Source organism: Bordetella sputigena, from assembly GCF_965137885.1.
GTDB lineage: Bacteria > Pseudomonadota > Gammaproteobacteria > Burkholderiales > Burkholderiaceae_B > Bordetella_C > Bordetella_C sputigena.
On the sequence record NZ_CBCSCA010000006.1, the window covers coordinates 189,786 to 207,962 of the forward strand.

Consider the following 18,177-nt stretch of genomic DNA (forward strand, 5'->3'; position numbering starts at 1 on the left):
GCCCCGATCCGGGAGAGGGCAAGTAAGGCTACAGGACCACGAAAACCCCAGCAGAAACGAAAAAAGCCGGCATTTGCCGGCAATTTTTTCTCTTTTTCTCTTTTTTTCTCTATCGGGATCTTTGGTGGGCGGTACTGGGTTCGAACCAGTGACCCCTGCCGTGTGAAGGCAGTGCTCTACCACTGAGCTAACCGCCCCAAGAGAGACCGCGATTCTAGCATGTGGTTTTCAGTGATGGCAAATCACCAGGACGACACGCGCCTGGCGCGGCGGCCCTACGCGGCCTGGGCCTGGGCTTCCTCCACCACCGGCGCCGGGTCCCATTGCCGCCACAGGCAGGCGCCGCCGGCCGACTTGTCCAGCGCCGCCATGTAGGCCTCATGTTCCGCCAGCTCTTCCGCGCTGGCGCGGATCACCGGCAGGCCGGACGCATCGAAGCGCGCCAGCACGATGCCTTCGTTCTGGCCCTTGCCTTCGGATTCGTCGACGTCGATCAGCAGCGCGTCCTGGCCGCGCGTCATGGCCAGCCAGACTTCGCCCAGCAGACGCGCATCCAGCAAGGCGCCGTGCAGCGTCCGGTGCGCGTTCGAAATACCGTAGCGTTCGCACAGCGCGTCGAGCGAATTACGCTTGCCGGGATGCAATTCCCGCGCATGCAGCAGCGAGTCGGTGATGGTCGCGCAGAATTCGTGCATCGGCGAACGGCCGATGCGCGCCAGCTCGGCGTTGATGAACTTGGTGTCGAAGGCGGCGTTGTGGATGATGATTTCCGCGCCGTCCAGGAAACGGACCAGTTCGTCGGCGACGTCCTCGAAACGCGGCTTGTCCGACAGGAATTCGGTGGTCAGGCCGTGCACCGCCAAGGCCTCGGGATCGCTTTCGCGGTCCGGGTTCAGGTACACGTGCATCGTGTTGCCCGTGACCATGCGGTTGACGATTTCCAGGCAGCCGATTTCGACGATGCGATGGCCCTGGGCGGGCTCCAGGCCGGTGGTTTCGGTATCGAGGATGATTTGACGCATGGCCGCTAGTGTACCCGGCCGGCGCCGCGCCGGACACCGGCGGAAGCGATGCCCGGCGCCCTATGCCGCCCGCCCGCGCTTGGCTTCTTCCACGCCCAGGTTCGCCAGCTGGTCCGCGCGTTCGTTGCCGGGGTCGCCGGCATGTCCACGCACCCAGCGCCAGGACACCTGATGGCGCGCCACCTGCTCGTCCAGCTGGCGCCACAGCTCCGCATTCTTGACCGGTTTCTTATCCGCCGTGACCCAGCCCCGCCGCTTCCAGTTGGCGATCCACTCCATCATGCCCTTCATGACGTACTGCGAATCCACATGTATCGTCACCTGGCAGGGACGCTTCAACGCCGCCAGCCCCTGGATCACCGCCATGAGCTCCATGCGGTTGTTGGTGGTCGCCAGTTCGCCGCCATGCAAGGTCTTTTCGTGGGCGCCGGAGCGCATCAGGACGCCCCAGCCCCCGGGGCCGGGATTACCCTTGCACGCGCCGTCCGTCCAGAGTTCAACGACCTCCGTCTTGCTTTCCACACCTGCCATTACTGCCATCCATCATTGATTGTTATCAGATCCGCGAGCGATGATTCGCCACCACCGACGCCGCCGCGGCCGCCGGGCGCTTCTGCTTCCAGGCCGGACCGATCAGCCGCATGCCCGCCACGCGCTTGACGGCGGACACCATGTACACCGCCCCGCACACCGCCCACCAGCGATCGCCGGCCTTTTCCATGAAGCGCCAGCGCTGCAGCCAGATATCGGTCTGGCAGGCGGGCGCATAGCAGCCGAAGCGGCCCCGATCGACCTCGAAGGACAGCAGCTTCAGCCAATCCTTCACGCGGGCCAGCGACACCTGCGCCGACGGCGCGTGCGGCAGCCATGGCTCCATGCCCGGCATCCGGTTGCGCGCGCCCCAGAGGCTCCATGGATTGAAGCCCGAAATCACCACCCGCCCTTCCGGCATCAGCACCCGCTCCACTTCGCGCAGCACGTCGTGCGGCGCATCCGTGCACTCGAAGGCATGTGGCAGAATCAGCAAATCTATGCTCTGCGACGCGAACGGCAAGGCGCGCGGATCGGCCAGCGCGCAGGCCTGCCAGCGCGCCGCGACCTCGGCGTCCGGCATGACGGTGCCCACATAGGCCTTGAAGGGCATACGGTTATTGCGCAGCAGATCGAGCTCCGCCAGCCCCACCTGCAAGGCGTTATAGCCGAACACATCGGCCACCACCGCATCGAACTGGGCCTGCTCCCAACGCAGCACATACTGGCCGGGCGGCGTCTGAAACCACTCTGCCAGTTCTACAATCGGCGCACTTTCTTCTGCCACGCTATGGGTTCCTTTGATGATGCATGCCACCTCCGCCCCCGCCGGCGTCGATGTACCCGGACCTGCGTCGTTCGCCTCGCTGGTACCGGTTCCGGCATTCTCCGACAACTACATCTGGTTGATGCAGCGCCAGGGACTGGCCGCCGTGGTCGATCCCGGCCAGGCCGAACCGGTACTGCGCGCGCTGCGCGAACGCGGGCTGCGATTGCGCGCCATTCTACTCACGCACCACCACCCGGACCACGTCGGCGGCGTGCTGGAATTGTCGCTCGCCACCGGGGCGGTCGTATACGGCCCCGCGCATGAGACCCTGCCGCGCCGCGATATCGCCCTGAGCGAAGGGGACCAGGTCCGCATAGAGGAACTGGATCTGGCGATGGACGTGCTGGATGTGCCCGGCCATACGGCCGGCCACATCGCCTATTACGGCCGGGCCGCGGGCGTTGAACCGGTGCTTTTCTGCGGGGATACCCTATTCGCGGGCGGCTGTGGGCGGCTGTTCGAAGGCACGCCGGCGCAAATGACCGACTCCCTCGCTAAATTCGTAACATTACCGGCTGAAACACAAGTTTGCTGCGCACACGAGTACACTCTTGCCAACTTGCGATGGGCACAGGCCGTCGATCCGGCCAACCGCACCCTGCAACAGTGGTACCAGCGGGCCCAGCAACTACGCGAACAAGGTATTCCCACGCTTCCCTCGACCATCGGGCTGGAGCGGGACACCAATCCGTTCCTGCGTACCCGGCAAGTTGAAATTACCCAGGCTGCCGCAGCACATGCTGGGCGTTCGCTAAACTCGCCCGTCGAAGTATTCGCCGTACTTCGCGAATGGAAAAACATTTTCAAGTGAACCACTGATGAAATTGTTCCGGCTAATCTTTCCCCTGGTCCTGGCCGTACTGGCAGGATGCGCGGGAACGACGCACAAACAGACAGAGCTACACGCCGCCGACCTCGACACCCAGCAACCCGGATATCCGACCCGCTACGTCGCCACGGTCACGTCGCGCACCATCGACCTGACCCACCCGCCGCGCGACGTCTGGGACCGCATCCGCCGCGGTTTCGCCATCCCCAATCTGCACAATCCCCTGGTCGATCAATGGACCGACTACTACGCCTCGCATCCGGAGGCCGTGCAGCGCATGGCGGAACGCGCCGGCAAGTATCTGTATTTCATTACCGACGAAATCAACCGGCGCGGCATGCCGACCGAGCTGGCCCTGCTGCCCTTCGTCGAAAGCGCCTACAACCCCTCGGCCCTGTCGCGCGCGCAGGCCTCGGGCCTGTGGCAATTCGTGCCCGCCACCGGCCAGCACTACAACCTGAAGCAGGACTGGTGGCGCGACGAACGCCGCGATCCGATCGCCTCCACCAATGCCGCGCTGGACTACCTGGAAAACCTGTTCGAAATGCAGGGCGACTGGTATCTGGCCCTGGCCTCCTACAACTGGGGTGAAGGCTCGGTACAGCGCGCCATGGCGAAGAACGAGGCCGCGGGGCTGCCCACCGACTATCTGTCGCTGCAGATGCCGGACGAGACACGCAACTACGTGCCCAAGCTGCAGGCGATCAAGAACATCATCGCCAATCCGAACAAGTACGCCGTCGTCCTGCCGGCGGTCGACAACACGCCGTATTTCGCCACGGTACAAAAGAACCGCGACATCGACATCGAAGTCGCCGCGCGCCTGGCCGAAATGCCGGTGGACGAATTCAAGGCCTTGAACCCGTCCTTCAACCGCCCGGTGATCCGCGGCGAACATGCGTCCATGATCCTGCCCGCGGACCGCGTCGCGGTCTTCAACGCGAACATGGAGAACTACAAGGGCGACTTGTCCAGCTGGAAGGTTTACCAGCCGCAGCGGGGCGACACCTATGCCTCCATCGCGCGCCGCTTCGGCATCTCGGAAGCCACGCTGCGCGGCCTGAACGACATCCCGTCGCGCCAGAAACGCATCGCCATGGCGCAGCATCTGCTGGTGCCGGCGCGCGGCGGCGTGCAGGTGGCGTCGCTGGATACCGCCGGCCCGGCCACGGGAAGCGTCCCGGCCCAGCGCGGCTCGGTACGCTCCGCCACGGCGCAGGTAGCGTCGGCGAAGATGAATGCGCCGCGGCCCAACGTCCGCCAGCACAAGGTCAAATCCGGCGACACGCTGTATTCGCTGGCGCGGCAGTACAGCACCACCGTCGATGCGCTGCGTGCCCTGAACAATCTGAAGGGCAATGCGCTGAAGGTGGGCAGCACGCTGCGGGTGCCGGGCACGAACGTGCGCGGTTGAGCAAGGCTTGAGCGCATTTTGCCCGGGGGCCGCGCCACAAGGCGCTCCCCGACGTGGACGCCGGCGTGATCGCGCCGGCGTTTTCTTTTGGGCCCCGCCGCGTTTCCTGCTTGCCGCGCGGCCCCTGTCGAGCGATGCGCCACGCCGCCGGCGCATCGCCGGCGGCCTTCACCTAAAATACCGGTTTCAGTTTCGAGGATACGACAAATGGGCTTTCTAGCCGGCAAACGCATACTGGTCACGGGCGTGCTGTCCAACCGCTCCATCGCCTATGGCATCGCGCGGGCTTGCCACCGCCAAGGCGCCGAACTGGCGTTTACCTACGTCGGCGATCGCTTCAAGGACCGTGTCACGGAATTCGCCGGCGAATTCGGCAGCGACATCGTGCTGCCCTGCGACGTGTCGGAAGACGCGCAGATCGAAGCCGCCTTCACGGAACTGGCCCAGCGCTGGGACGGGCTGGACGGCCTGGTGCACTCCATCGGCTTTGCGCCGCGCGAGGCCATCGCCGGCGACTTCCTGGAAGGGCTTTCGCGCGAAGGCTTCCGCGTGGCGCACGACGTCTCCGCCTATAGCTTCCCCGCCATGGCCAAGGCGGCGCTGCCGCTCATGAAAGGCCGCAATGGCTCGGTGCTGACGCTGACCTACCTGGGCGCGGAGCGCGTCGTGCCCAACTACAACACCATGGGCCTGGCCAAGGCATCGCTGGAAGCCAGCGTACGCTACCTGGCGACGGCGCTGGGTCCGCAAGGCATACGCGCCAACGGCATCTCGGCCGGTCCCATCAAGACGCTGGCGGCCAGCGGCATCAAGGACTTTTCATCCATCCTGAAGTTCGTCGAAAACAACGCGCCGCTGCGCCGCAATGTGTCCATCGACGACGTCGGCAATGTGGCGGCCTTCCTGCTGTCGGATCTCGCGGCGGGCGTGACGGGGGAAATCACCCACGTGGACGCCGGCTTTTCGACCATCGTCCCCGGCATGGAATAAGGCGGCTCGGGCTCAATCGGCGTGCAGCCCGATGCGCGCCGTCAATTGCCCGAAGCGATCGATGTCTTCCTCGATCAAGGCCTGGAAGGCCTGCGGCGTACTAGCCGTCGGACTGTAGCCGAGCTGCAGCAGCGCCTGGCGGGTATCGGCGCGATTCATGATCGCGGCCACCGCGGCGTTCAGCCGGGCGATGACGGCCGGCGGCGTCGCGGCGGGCGCCAGCAGGCCGTGCCATTGATCCAGCGAAAAGCCCGGGAAGCCCTGTTCCGCGACTGTCGGCACCGACGGCATCAGGTCGCTGCGTTGCGGCGACGTGACCGCCAGGGCCCGCAACTTGCCGGATGCCAGGAAGGGCGCCGCGCTGGACGCGGTAATGATGCCCACGCCCACCTGCCCCGATAGCATATCCGTCAGCGCCGGCCCGCAGCCCTTGTAGGGCACGTGCTGCAATGGCCGGCCGCTGGCGATGCGCAACATCTCGCCGGCCAGGTGCTGCGGCGTGCCATTGCCGCAGGATGCGTAGGTCAGCGCCTTGCCGCCCTGCCCTGCCGCGGCCAATGCATCCGCCAGGCTGTGGAAAGGCGAGCCCGCCGGCACCGCCAGTACGGACGGCACGAAGGCGACGTTGATCACGCCTTTCAGGTCATGCCTGGGCGAGAACGGCAAGTCCCGGTACACGCCGGGGTTGATGGCGTAGGAGCTGTTGACCATCAACAGGGTATAGCCGTCCGGCGCGGCCTGCGCGACCTCGCGGGCGCCGATGTTGCCGCTGGCGCCCGGGCGGTTCTCCACGACGACGGTCTGCCCCAGGTCGTGCTGCAACGCCGCGCCCAGGCGCCGCGCCAGCAGATCGGTGCCGCCGCCCGGTGGAAAGGTAACAATGATGGTGATGGGGCGCGACGGATAGCCGCGCGCCGCCGCCTCCGGCGCTATCGCGGCGACATTGGGCGGCTGTCCGGCGGCATTCTGTCCGCCGGCGGCACGCAGCGCGCCGCCGGCCGCCAGCAGGGCAGCCAATCCGAGCATCGCCCCGCGCAAACGCCGGCCGATGACGGTTCGGGCCGCGCCTGGGCGGCCCGCCACGCGGCGCCGTTCGCGCCGCTGCAAGATATTCATCGACGGCTCCGTCAGGCATCCAGCCCGATATCCAGCACCTGCACGCTATGCGTGATCCAGCCGATGGCGATCAAATCCACGCCGGTCGCCGCGATCGCCGGGGCGGTTTCCGGCGTTACACCGCCGGAGGCCTCGGTCACCGCGCGGCCCTTGGCCATGGCGACGGCCTGGCGCAATTGCGCCAGCTCCATGTTGTCCAGCAACACGACGTCCACCCCCAGGGCCAGCGCCTCTTCCAGCTGGGCCAGGGTGTCGACCTCCAGCTCGATCTTGACCAGGTGGCCCGCCGCCGCGCGCGCACGTTCCACGGCCGGTCGTATCCCCCCGGCCAGGGCCACATGGTTGTCCTTGATCAGCATGGCGTCATCCAGGCCGAATCGATGGTTGCTGCCGCCGCCCACGCGTACGGCGTATTTCTGCAGCGCCCGCATGCCGGGCAGCGTCTTGCGTGTGCACGTGACGCGCGTCCCATAAGGGCGTATGGCGTCGGCGATAGCGGCCGTGGCCGACGCCACGCCGCTCAAGTGGCACAGCAGGTTCAGCGCGGTGCGTTCAGCGGTAAGAATGCCGCGCGCGGGCCCGGCCACCACGGCAATTTCATCGCCCGGACGCAGGCGCGCGCCATCGCGCAGGCCCGGCAGGAACTCGATGCGCGGATCGGTCAGCGTGAATGCCATGCGCGCCAGATCCAGCCCCGCCAGCACACCGGCCTTGCGGGCCACCAGGCGCAGCCGCGACTGCCTGTCCGGATCGACGATCGCGTCGGTCGTGATGTCGCCCGCGCGGCCCAGGTCCTCCAGCAGCGCGGCCCGTACCACGGGTTCCAGCATGATGGCGGGCAAGGGGGAAACCGTGCGCGGCGCATCGGAGATTCCCACGACCGGACGTGCCGTGCTGCCCTGCTGCGCGCCCGGGTGGCGCGGCAATGTGCTTATGCTCATTTTGAGTATTAATTAGGCAAAGTGAAAGGGATAAGCGAAAGAGGGGATGGACTTATACTATTTCTGAGCATAAACCCCTGTCAACGAATTTTTTCGCAGTCCGCCGCGGGTGACATGCGGCTCGCCAGCCGGCCGCTAGACCAGATGCGGCTCTCGCGCCAGCGGCAACTTGCTGCCGGAGATCGCCCGTTCCAGCATGACGTCGCGCCGAAAGCGAAACAGCTTTGCCGGCCGTCCCGCGGTGCCGCTGGTCATGCCGCCGGTCTCTTCCACCAGTTCCTGCTGTTCGATCAGGCGGCGGAAATTCTGCTTGTGCAGGCCACGGCCCGCCAGCGCTTCCACGCTTTGCTGCAACTGCAGCAGCGTAAATTCCTCGGGCATCAATTCGAACACCACGGGGCGGTACTTGATCTTGGCGCGCAGCCGCGCGATGCCGGTCGCCAGGATGCGCCGATGGTCGTGGATCATGGGCGTGCCGGGCAACGCGGGCCGGATCGGCCGGCGGCCGGCTTCCGGCACCAGCCCCGCTTCATACAGCAGCTCGTAGCGCTGCAGCACCATGTCCTCGTTCCAACCCGCGCCGTCCAGGCCGAAGGTAATGGCGACGCGGTCATAGCGACGGCCGCGCTGCGCCGCCGGGCCGCTCGCGGCCCAGGTTCGCAGACGGGGTTCGATCACCGATGCGGCGAAAGCGGGCGCGCCTTCACGCCGGTCTTCCCATGGGAAATAGCGGTACCAGCTTTGCCAGCCCACGCCCGCGCCCCCGGTCTGCGCCAGCTCCCGCGTCAAGCCCAGGTAGCTGACCGAGATGATGCGTGTATCCGGCTGATCCGCCCGATCGCGATCGGCGAAGGTATACAGCTGTTCGACGTATCCCAGCGGATGATGGGTCTGCGCCTCCACCCAGGCCCGCAGGCCGGCCTGCAAGGACCGGTGGCTGGACTGGAAAGGACCGGCGGGCAATGCGCGGGCATCGTCCGTGGTCAACACGCGAGGCTGGCCGTCCGTCACCGCGACCAGCACGGCGACAAGTTCGGCGGAAACGCGGCTTTCGATGGATTCGGTCAAGGGTACGCAGGATGAGGCGACATTGCCGCGGGTTGCGGCGGATGGCCGCGCGGCTTCGCATTATACGAATGGATGGATACCCGCACAGCGGCCGGCGCCCCGGCGCACAACCACAACCCGGCCGCGAACCTGCCATCCCGCGTAGCGCCGACGCCGTCGGTTGTACCGGCGACGTGCCGCGGGAATGCCGCTGGCGTCTGGAGCGCATTCTTGCCCCGGACGTACAAGTGTTTCGCCATGGCCGGGGTTTTTCCCGGCGCGCGCCCGCGGCAGTATGCTGGTTTGCCAGCGCGCGACGCCGTCCGGCCAGGGCGCGCATTGTCCGTACTTCTACACAGAGGCCACACATGGAATATCGACATCTGGGTGCATCGGGATTCAAGGTCCCGGTATTGAGCTTTGGGACCGGCACATTCGGCGGCAAAGGCGAGTTGTTCGAAGCGTGGGGCAAGACCGACGTCGCCGAAGCGCGGCGCTTGATCGACATCTGCCTGGACGAAGGCGTGACGATGTTCGACACGGCGGACATCTATTCGCGCGGCGCCTCCGAATCCATCCTGGGCGAGGCCATCAAGGGCCGGCGCGACCAAGTCATCCTGTCCACCAAGGCCACCTTCCGCTTCGATGACGAGCCTAACAACGTGGGCTCGTCGCGCTTTCACCTGATCCGCGCCGTCGACGATGCGCTCAAGCGCCTGGGCACCGACTATATCGACCTGTTCCAGCTGCACGGCTTCGATGCCCGCACGCCGGTCGAAGAGGTCCTGTCCACGCTGGATACGCTGGTGCGGGAGGGCAAGATCCGCTACACGGGCGTGTCGAACTTCTCGGGCTGGCACCTGATGAAATCGCAGGCTGCCGCCGACCGCTACGGTTATCCGCGCTACGTGGCCAACCAGACTTACTACTCCCTGATCGGCCGCGATTACGAGTGGGAACTGATGCCCCTGGGCCTGGACCAGGGCGTGGGCGCCGTGGTCTGGAGCCCGCTGGGATGGGGACGCCTGACCGGCAAGATCCGCCGCGGCCAGCCGCTGCCGCAGACCAGCCGGCTGCACAAGACGGCGGACTTCGGCCCCCCGGTGCCCGACGAATATCTGTACCGCGTGGTGGATGCGCTGGATGAAGTGGCCGCCGAAACGGGCAAGACCATCCCGCAGATCGCGTTGAACTGGCTGCTGCAGCGGCCCACCGTCAGCACGGTGCTGATCGGCGCGCGCGACGAAAACCAGCTGCGCCAGAACCTGGGTGCGGTGGGCTGGAACCTGACCGCCGAACAGATCGCCAGGCTGGACGCCGCCAGCGCCGTCGACCGCGCGTACCCGTACTGGCACCAGGTCGGATTCGCGGAGCGCAATCCCTCGCCGGTGTGAGCGGCGAGGCGCAGGCTGGCACGGCCTCCCGTGACGCCGGCGACCGCCGCCGGCGCGAGAACCGGCCCGTGGATTCCGCGAACGCGCGGATTCCACGGGCCTTGCACATCATGCCTGCATCAAGTCCTCGATCATGGCGGGCAGTTCGCGCACCCGTACGCCGGTCGCGTGGTAGATGGCATTGGTGATCGCCGCCGCCGTCCCGGCCAGCCCGATCTCGCCCACGCCGCGCGCGCCCAGCTCGTTCAGCACGGGGTCGGGATAGTCCAGGAAGGTCACGTCGATCTCCGGCGTATCGGCGTTCGACGCAACGATGTAGTCGGCCAGATTGCTGTTGGCCGGCTTGCCGCTGCGCTCGTCGTAGGTCGTGTGCTCGAACAGCGCCATGCCCACGCCCATCACCACCGCGCCTTCGATCTGATTGCGGGCCGGCCGCGGATTCAGGATGCGTCCGGCGTCGATCACCGTGACCACCCGGCTGACGCGCAGGCGGGCGATCTCCGGCTGCCACTCCACTTCGACGAAATGCACGCCATAGGAATTGATGGAGTACTTGCGCTTCAAGGGATCGTTGCCGAAGTTGCCGGCGGTCTCGCTGCCCTCCCCCGCGATCGCACGGAGATCCGCGCCGGCCACGATCTCGGCGAAAGGCCTGCCGCTTTCGGGCGCCTGGTCTTTCAGGTGCACATAGCCGCGGGTGAATGCCAGGTCTTCCGGCTTGCGGTCGGGAAAGGCGGGCTCATCGCCTTTGCAGGCGGTCTGCAGCACGGATTTCACTGCCGCGCGCGTCGCCTGGAACACGGCCGGGATCACCGACGAAGTCACGGTGGAACCCCCGGACACCGGTCCCGGCGGCAGCGCCGTATCCCCCAGCGCCACGTCGATGCGCTCGGGCGCGATGCCGGTTTCGGCGCTGACCAGCTGCGCCATGATGGTGTAGGTGCCGGTGCCGATATCCTGCGTCCCGCAGGCCACGTGCGCGGACCCGTCGGCGCGCAGCTCCACCCTGGCATGCGTGGGCTGCCGCGCGCCCAGCCACGAACAGCAGGCCATGCCCCAGCCCAGTATCTTGCCGTCGCGCTGCATGGAACCGACCCCGGGCGTGCGGCGGGCCCAGCCGAATTTCTCCGCGCCCCGCTGTATGCATTCGGTCAGGTGGCGCGAGGAAAACGGCAGGCCATTGCCTTCGTCATGGTCCGGTTCGTTCTTCAACCGCAGCTGAACAGGATCCATGTCCAGCGCCACCGCCAGTTCGTCCATGGCCGATTCCAGCGCGAACAAGCCCGGCACGGCGCCCGGGCCGCGCATGGCGGTAGGCGTGCCCATGTTGCGGCGGCACAGGGCCGAGGTCACACGCAGGTTGGGCGTGCTGTACATGTGCGGCGTGGCCTCGGCGCAGTCTTCCTCGTAATCGTCCAGTATCGACGTCTGGTTCAGGTAATCCTGCTGCAGCGATTGCAGCTTGCCGTCCGGCGTGGCGCCCAGCCGGATGCGCTGCTGGGTGATGGGCCGATGGCCGACGTTCTGGAACATCATCTGGCGGGTCACCACCAGTTTCACGGGCTGCCCGAGCTGACGCGCCGCCACCGCGGCCACCATGCAATGCGGCCAGGGCCACAGCTTGCCGCCGAAGCCGGATCCCAGGAATTGCGAAATCACTCGCACCTTGTCCGGCGTCGTACCGAGCGCCTGCACCATGACGGCCTTGTGGTTGTCCACCGCCTGCGAGGTCTCGTACAGCGTATAGCTTTCGCCGTCCCACACCGCCACGGTCGCGTGCAATTCGATGGGATTATGCGTTTCCACCGGCGTCACGTAGGTGTGGTCGACCTTGACCGCCGCGCTATCGTACGCGGCTTGCGCCTGGCCGCGCTGGCTGCCCACCTTGATGTCGGTATCCGCCGACAACTGCGTGGCGACGGCCGGCTTGTCCTCCGTGTAGCGCACCTTGACGGCCGCCGCGGCGGCCGTGGCCTGCTCGAAGGTATCGGCGATCACCGCCGCGACATACTGGCCGTAGTAGCGGATCACGTCGTCGTGGAAAGGCGGCCTGCCTTCATCCACTTTGGCGCCCTGCACGCGGTACAGCTTGCCGGCGTTCTCGCGATGCAGGATCAGGCGCACGCCCGGCATCGTCTGCGCCGCCGACAGATCCAGCGATTCGATGCGGCCATTGGCGATGGTGCTGCACACCGGCACGGCGTAGAGCATGCCGGGAAAATTGAAATCGGAGGTATACATCGCCTTGCCGCTGACCTTCAGCGGCCCGTCCACGCGCGGCGTGGCGCGGCCGATGATGTCCGCGGCGCGCGCGGCACGTTCACCACGGTTTTCTGCAACTGTGCTCATGACTGTGGCTCCTGTTCTACGCGACCTGCGTGGCCTGTTTCAGGGTATGGACGAGGCAACGCCGCGCCAACTCGATCTTGAAGGCATTCTGCGATTGCGGCCGTGCATCCTTCAGGGCCGCGTCCGCGGCGGCGCGAAACACTTGCTCGCCGGGCGCCTGGCCTTGCAGGGCGGCTTCGGCCTCCGGCGATCGCCATGGCCGCGTGCCGACGCCGCCCAGCGCCACCCGCACATGCGAGATCCTGCCCTGGCTGACCGTCGTCACCACCGCCGCCGAGGCCAGCGCGAACTCATAGGACGCGCGGTCGCGCAGCTTCAGGTAGACCGAACGACTACCGGGCGCCGGGGCGGGCAGGGTCACGTGCGTGATCAGGTCGCCTGGCTGCAGCACGGTTTCGCGGTCCGGCGTATCGCCAGGCAAGGTATAGAAGTCGCCGATCGGCACGGCGCGCGCGCCCTGCACGCCCTCGATATGCACGGTCGCTTCCAGCGCCATCAAGGCCACGTTCATGTCCGACGGATTGCTGGCGATGCAATGCTCGCTGGTGCCCAGCACGGCCAGATTGCGGTTGTAGCCGCCGATGGCCGAACAGCCCGTGCCGGGGTTGCGCTTGTTGCACGCGGCGGCCGTGTCGCGGAAGTACACGCAGCGCGTGCGCTGCAGCAGATTGCCCCCCGTGGTCGCCATATTGCGCAACTGCGCGGACGCTCCGGCCAGCAGCGCCTGTGACAGCACCGCGTAGTCGCGTTTGATGACCGCGTCGTTGGCCAGGTCCGAATTGCGCACCATGGCGCCGATGCGCACGCCGCCGCCATCCCGCGGTTCAATGCGGTCCAGGGCAAGCCGGCTGATGTCGATGACGCGGCCGGGCCGCTCCACGTCCAGCTTCATCAGGTCGATCAGGGTCGTGCCGCCGGCCAGGAACCGTATATCGGCCCCCTGCTGCGCCGTCCGCGCCGCCGCGCCTGCCCGCACGGCGTCCTGGACGTCGCTGGCGCGCGTCAACTGGAACATTTCCATGGTGTCCTCCTAGGCCTTGCGACGGACGTCCTGGACGGCCGCGATGATATTTGGATAAGCGCCGCAGCGGCAGATGTTGCCGCTCATCGCTTCGCGCACGTCCGCATCCGCGGGGCCCCAGGGCTCGCGCAGCAATGCAACGGCGGACATGATCTGGCCTGACGTGCAGTACCCGCACTGGTAGCCGTCGTGCTCGACGAATGCCGCCTGCATCGGATGCAATTGTCCCGGCTGCCCCACGCCCTCGATGGTCGTGATCGCGTCGCCTTCGTGGGTGGCGGCAAAGCTCAGACAGGAATTCACGCGGCGCCCGTTCACGTGTACCGTGCATGCCCCGCACTGGCCGTGATCACAGCCTTTCTTGGTTCCAGTCAGGTGCAGATGCTCGCGCAGCGCATCCAGCAGGGTCGTGCGCGGATCCAGGTTCAACTCATGAAGCTGGCCATTCACTGAAAGACGCATGGGTATCGTTCCTTCCGGCGCGGTGGCGGCCGGTTTATCGGTGGGAGGAGCGTCGGCGGCGGGCGCGCCCTTGGCCGCGACATTGGCGACCAGATGCGCCGCCGCGCTGGCGGACAGGCCGGCCGCGCCCACTCCGGCCAGGAACGTCCGGCGCGCCGGTCGATTCAAGTCTTTGCCGGTATCGGCCGGGGGACGCGCGGGCGTAGAGGGAGAAGATGACATGAATATCTCCGTAGGATGCAGCAATGCGGAACAGCTGCCGGGCAAAACCACGGCCATCGGCAAGATGCGTACCCAGCCCCCGCGAAGAACACCCATTCCGGAGCCCGCAAAAATCCGCACCGGCGCGTGCCGAGACATATCGGTTTTTTGCGGTTCTATACGAAGCACATCGCGCCTGTTATGGCTGTTATGGTCTGACAGCCCCCTGGCGCAATGCGGGGATTTATTGCAGTATTGGCCGATTAACGTGTCCTTCTGGTGATCTAGCCCAAATGGACTCGACACACCTGCATTGCGTACCGAGTCTATCCCAGGGCCTAGAACAACCGATGCGGGCACTCACAACGCGCGTCCTCAAACCCATTCTGTTGCTGGCGTTCCTGCTAGGCACATGGCTGCCGGCGAATGCCAGTATGGCCAATACTTTTTTCCTGCCGGGCGAGCACGAATTCGCCGTTGCCCTCGGGCCCTTCATTACCGCCTACGAGGACCGCGGAGGCCGCCTCGATTTCAAGCAGATACGCGCGCTCGAAGCCGAGAATCCCCGGATTTTCCAGGCAGCGGAGATAAAAAACCGGGCCGCTCCGCATCCCGATTCGGCGTGGTGGCTGCTACTGACCATCAGCAACCCATGGAACGCGGTCAACCGCATGAAGCTGGTGGCCGGACCGAGCAACCTGGAGAGCGTCGATTTCTTCGTCGAACACGGCGACGAACTATCGCACACGCGCGCCGGTACGCAAGTTCCCATCCTGCAGCAGCAGGACCTGACGCGCTTTCCGACGCTACGCCTGAGCCTGGGACGCGACGAATCGGTTCGCGTGTGGATAAAAATCAAAAGCCATACGGCCTTCTCGCTCGATCCCGTCCTTTATACGCAGCGCTTGTTCCAGACGGCGGCTTCCGTAACAACGAGTGCGGACAGCGTGTTGATCGGGGCCGGAGGCGCACTCGTCTGGTGCCTGCTATTGGTCGCCATCCTGGCCCGGCGCGCGCCTTTTCTTTGGCTGGCGGCGATCGGAGCCGGCGCCGTCGTCCGCGAAGCCGCCGGCCGGGATTACCTGCAGCGACTGCTATGGCCTCTGGACGCCACGTGGGGGTATCGGCTGGAGTTGACGCTCGACGTCCTGTACCTGGCCTTGTGCGCGATGTTCGTCCGCCGCACGGCCAGCAGCGAAGCGGTGGCCATACCCGGCACGCGCGTTTACCCGCTGGCCATCGCGTGCCTGTCTATCGGCCTGCTGGCGGCAATGCTCCTGCCGCCGCCCATGGCGCTGCCCATCCGCGCCTGTCTCTGGCTATACCAAGGCGTTACCGGCGCCCTGGCCGCCTGCATGCTGGCGTCGGCCGCGCTGCTCGTACGCCGGGCCGGCACCGCGCCCGCCACACCGGCCAGCCGGCGCGCCCGGACCACGGCCGCCTTGCTGGCCTTGTCGGCGCTGTTCATCGTCGTCGACGCCGTCGTCAGAACCATGGGCCCCGTCCTGCCCTTCCCCCTGATGCCGAACGCGATGCTGCTGGATTCCGGTTCGCCGCCGCTGGCCTTGCTTGCCGTGGCGGGCAACGTGACTGTCCTGACGCTGTGGGCCGCGGGCCAGTTCGCAATGTGGCGGCGACCGCGCGCCGCGACGCCGCTCCGTACGCCGGCGCCACCGCTCGCGCCCCCGAAGCCTGCCTGGCCTGCCGCGCCCGCCAGCCCGGCCATTCCCGCCGCCGACCTACCCGCCAGCACTGGGCAGAAATCCACTGTTGCGGACCAGGCCATGATCCTGAGCTATGTAGGGCACGACTTGCGCGCGCCACTGGCCATCATCAGCGGCTACGTCCGCCTGCTGCGCCAGGCCGCCGCGCCCACCCAGCACGCCTATCTGGACGTCATCGAGCGCAGCGTCGGTCATCAGTTCAGCCTCATCGAAGAAGTGCTCGCCTACGGCAAGCTCGAGCTGGAGCCCTTCGCCGTCCAGCCGGAAGAGGTGGACCTGCCTCTGCTGCTGGAAGAACTGGCGCACTTCGGCATCGCGCTGTGCATCCACCAGCGCAACAGCTTCGAATACGTGCCCGCGCCCACCTTGCCCGCCTTGGTGCTGGTGGATGCCAAGCGCGTGCGGCAAGCCGTCTTGAATCTGCTCGGCAACGCTGCGAAATTCACCACCAGCGGCACCGTGAAATTCGAGGCACAGGTACGCCGCACCGAGGGGCGGCAAGCCGAATTGCGACTGTCCGTCTTCAATGACGGCCCGCATATCTCGGTGGAGAACCAGCGCGACATCTTCCTGGCTTTCAGGCAACTGCATCGCCGCGAATCCGGGCTGGGACTGGGCCTGTTCATCGTCGAACAGATCACCCATGCCATGGGCGGCGACGTCCGCGTGGAAAGCGCACCCGAACGCGGCAACCGCTTCTCCTTGACCCTCCCCATCAAGCTGGTGAACGCCTCCGCCGTCGCCACGCACCCCATAGGACAGACGTCCACGCACGCCGCCCAAGGTCCGCAACTGGAAGCGCCGCCGCTGGCGGTGCGCCTGGTACTGTCCCGGCTGGCCCACGACGGCGAGCTATCCGAGATCGAAAACTGGATATTGGAAACGCGCGCGGATTACCCGCAATACAAGGTCTTCTATGACGAAGTCGCCAAATGCGTGGAGACCTTCGATATGGAAGGCCTGCAACGGCTTGCCCTGCAAGGCACGATGTAAGGCGGCCACGCCGGCCTGCCGGACCTCCAGGCAACCGGCACCTCTCCGCGAGAGGTTATTTTTCAAAATATTCCTACTTATCCGACTATTCGCTAAAAAAAATGGTAGTCGAGCGTAGCCCAAACGGAAAACCAGGGCGATCTCGCACATCGGCCCTGCCCGGCAGCATCAGGTCGGTCCGAGTTAGGACAGGCACAAAGTAACGCTGTCCGATATTCCATCGGACGTCATGTGAATCCTCCGGCGCTCCCATAGTCTGCGCCCGCCAACCGGATATGCCCATCCGGTCTTCTGCCGCACGAGGTTTCCCATGATGGAATTAACCGTCGACTTTTGTTTCACCCCCCAGGACTGCGCGGATCTACAGCGCGCCCTGACGGCCATCGACGCCAATCCCTATGCCGACTATGGCGGTTTCGAAGAGCGGGTAGACGCCGTCATTCGCAATGGCCAGGTGCCCAAGGCATTCCTGGATTGCTGCGAAACACGCCAGCGCGTCGACAGCTACGAAAACCCCTATGTCGTCCTGCGCAACTGCCCGATCGATGCCGAGCTGCCCTATCTGGACTTCGACAGCCCGGTGCACGACAAGCGCGAGCGCAAGAACACCTACGTCGCCGAGGCGTTCCTGCTGCTCTACGCCAAGCTGATGGGGCAGGAGCCCATCGGTTACGCCAACGTCAACGACGGCGACATCTTCCAGGACATCCATCCGCAGAAGAGCCTGGCGGAAAGCCAATCCCAGAAGGCCTTGAAGCCCATCTACTTCCACAAGGACCTGGCCAATCATTTCGTCCGCCCGGACTGGGTCAACATCCTGGGCCTGCGCGCATCGCCGCGCAACCAGATCTACACGTGCTATGTGCGCAACAAGGACCTGCTCGCCTTTCTGGGCGAAGATATCTGCGCGGATCTGCGCCAGCACGAGTTCCACACGCCCTATGACGACCTGACGATGCACAACAGCAAGGTGCAGTTGGGCGAGGCGGACGTACATCCGGTACTGGGCGGCGCGACGCCGACGGACCTGCGCTTTTTCGAAAACCGCACACGCGGTCTCACCGAACGCGCCAGCCGCGCGGTGGAAACGCTGATCGCCGCGCTGCACAAGCTGAAAAAGCGCGTGCAGATTCTGCCCGGCGACCTGGTGGGCGCGGCCAACAACGATTGCCTGCACAGCAAGGACGTCGGGCTGGTGCTGGAGCCGGAGGCGCTGCGCAATCGCTGGCTGATGAAGACGGTCAACGTCCGCTCCCTGGCGCAACACGCGCAGTACCTCGCCGACGACCGGCCGCGCGTCGTCAACGGCTAAGG

General features: G+C 66.0%; 15 protein-coding genes and 1 tRNA gene. 6 read left to right on the forward strand and 10 right to left on the reverse strand.

The features are described 5' to 3' along the window. Positions 1-122: 122 nt before the first annotated feature. From ACNA0R_RS13765 to ACNA0R_RS13780, 4 genes are all read right to left on the reverse strand, one after another. Positions 123-197, reverse strand: a tRNA-Val gene (locus tag ACNA0R_RS13765). Between the two features lie 78 nt (positions 198-275). Next, complete coding sequence (gene dnaQ, locus ACNA0R_RS13770; RefSeq protein ID WP_415826573.1) at positions 276-1,022, reverse strand: DNA polymerase III subunit epsilon; 747 nt, start codon at positions 1,020-1,022, stop codon at positions 276-278. A gap of 60 nt (positions 1,023-1,082) precedes the next feature. Next, positions 1,083-1,553: a ribonuclease HI gene (gene rnhA, locus ACNA0R_RS13775; protein ID WP_415826574.1), complete on the reverse strand. Its 471-nt coding sequence runs from the start codon at positions 1,551-1,553 to the stop codon at positions 1,083-1,085. Positions 1,554-1,578: 25 nt separating this feature from the next. Continuing rightward, a complete protein-coding gene (locus ACNA0R_RS13780; protein WP_415826575.1) occupies positions 1,579-2,340 on the reverse strand; it encodes a class I SAM-dependent methyltransferase in 762 nt (253 codons plus the stop codon). A gap of 19 nt (positions 2,341-2,359) precedes the next feature. On the opposite strand from ACNA0R_RS13780, the gene gloB reads away from it, so the two are divergent. The 3 genes from gloB (at position 2,360) to fabI (ending at position 5,615) form a co-directional block, all read left to right on the forward strand. After that, entirely contained in the window at positions 2,360-3,193 is an 834-nt protein-coding gene (gene gloB / locus ACNA0R_RS13785) for a hydroxyacylglutathione hydrolase (protein ID WP_415826758.1), read from the forward strand. A gap of 7 nt (positions 3,194-3,200) precedes the next feature. Next, on the forward strand, positions 3,201-4,625 hold the full coding sequence (locus ACNA0R_RS13790) for a transglycosylase SLT domain-containing protein (protein WP_415826576.1): 1,425 nt from the start codon (positions 3,201-3,203) through the stop codon (positions 4,623-4,625). Between the two features lie 207 nt (positions 4,626-4,832). Continuing rightward, complete coding sequence (gene fabI, locus ACNA0R_RS13795; protein WP_415826577.1) at positions 4,833-5,615, forward strand: enoyl-ACP reductase FabI; 783 nt, start codon at positions 4,833-4,835, stop codon at positions 5,613-5,615. A gap of 12 nt (positions 5,616-5,627) precedes the next feature. On the opposite strand, the gene ACNA0R_RS13800 is transcribed toward fabI, so the two are convergent. The 3 genes from ACNA0R_RS13800 to ACNA0R_RS13810 all read right to left on the reverse strand — a co-directional run bounded on the left by ACNA0R_RS13800 (position 5,628) and on the right by ACNA0R_RS13810 (position 8,740). Then, the gene (locus ACNA0R_RS13800; RefSeq protein WP_415826759.1) at positions 5,628-6,641 is read right to left on the reverse strand and encodes a tripartite tricarboxylate transporter substrate binding protein; all 1,014 of its coding nucleotides are present in this window, start codon (positions 6,639-6,641) and stop codon (positions 5,628-5,630) included. Between the two features lie 101 nt (positions 6,642-6,742). Beyond that, positions 6,743-7,561, reverse strand: a complete 819-nt coding sequence (nadC, locus tag ACNA0R_RS13805) for a carboxylating nicotinate-nucleotide diphosphorylase (RefSeq protein WP_415826760.1) — start codon at positions 7,559-7,561, stop codon at positions 6,743-6,745. A 246-nt stretch (positions 7,562-7,807) separates the two neighbouring features. Beyond that, complete coding sequence (locus ACNA0R_RS13810) at positions 7,808-8,740, reverse strand: NUDIX hydrolase (RefSeq protein ID WP_415826578.1); 933 nt, start codon at positions 8,738-8,740, stop codon at positions 7,808-7,810. 347 nt (positions 8,741-9,087) lie between these two features. Here ACNA0R_RS13810 and ACNA0R_RS13815 point away from each other — a divergent pair, with 347 nt between their 5' ends. Next, on the forward strand, positions 9,088-10,113 hold the full coding sequence (locus ACNA0R_RS13815) for an aldo/keto reductase (RefSeq protein WP_415826579.1): 1,026 nt from the start codon (positions 9,088-9,090) through the stop codon (positions 10,111-10,113). A 108-nt stretch (positions 10,114-10,221) separates the two neighbouring features. Here ACNA0R_RS13815 and ACNA0R_RS13820 read toward each other — a convergent pair whose 3' ends face one another. The 3 genes from ACNA0R_RS13820 to ACNA0R_RS13830 are packed head-to-tail and all read right to left on the reverse strand — an operon-like array spanning position 10,222 to position 14,167. Then, positions 10,222-12,462 carry a xanthine dehydrogenase family protein molybdopterin-binding subunit gene (locus ACNA0R_RS13820; RefSeq protein WP_415826580.1) on the reverse strand — a complete coding sequence of 747 codons (2,241 nt, stop codon included), beginning with the start codon at positions 12,460-12,462 and terminating at the stop codon, positions 10,222-10,224. A gap of 16 nt (positions 12,463-12,478) precedes the next feature. Continuing rightward, complete coding sequence (locus ACNA0R_RS13825) at positions 12,479-13,483, reverse strand: FAD binding domain-containing protein (protein WP_415826581.1); 1,005 nt, start codon at positions 13,481-13,483, stop codon at positions 12,479-12,481. 9 nt (positions 13,484-13,492) lie between these two features. After that, a complete protein-coding gene (locus tag ACNA0R_RS13830) occupies positions 13,493-14,167 on the reverse strand; it encodes a (2Fe-2S)-binding protein (RefSeq protein WP_415826582.1) in 675 nt (224 codons plus the stop codon). A 413-nt stretch (positions 14,168-14,580) separates the two neighbouring features. On the opposite strand from ACNA0R_RS13830, the gene ACNA0R_RS13835 reads away from it, so the two are divergent. After that, the gene (locus ACNA0R_RS13835; RefSeq protein WP_415826583.1) at positions 14,581-16,863 is read left to right on the forward strand and encodes an ATP-binding protein; all 2,283 of its coding nucleotides are present in this window, start codon (positions 14,581-14,583) and stop codon (positions 16,861-16,863) included. A 310-nt stretch (positions 16,864-17,173) separates the two neighbouring features. Beyond that, the gene (locus ACNA0R_RS13840) at positions 17,174-18,175 is read left to right on the forward strand and encodes a hypothetical protein (protein ID WP_415826584.1); all 1,002 of its coding nucleotides are present in this window, start codon (positions 17,174-17,176) and stop codon (positions 18,173-18,175) included. Positions 18,176-18,177: the final 2 nt, after the last annotated feature.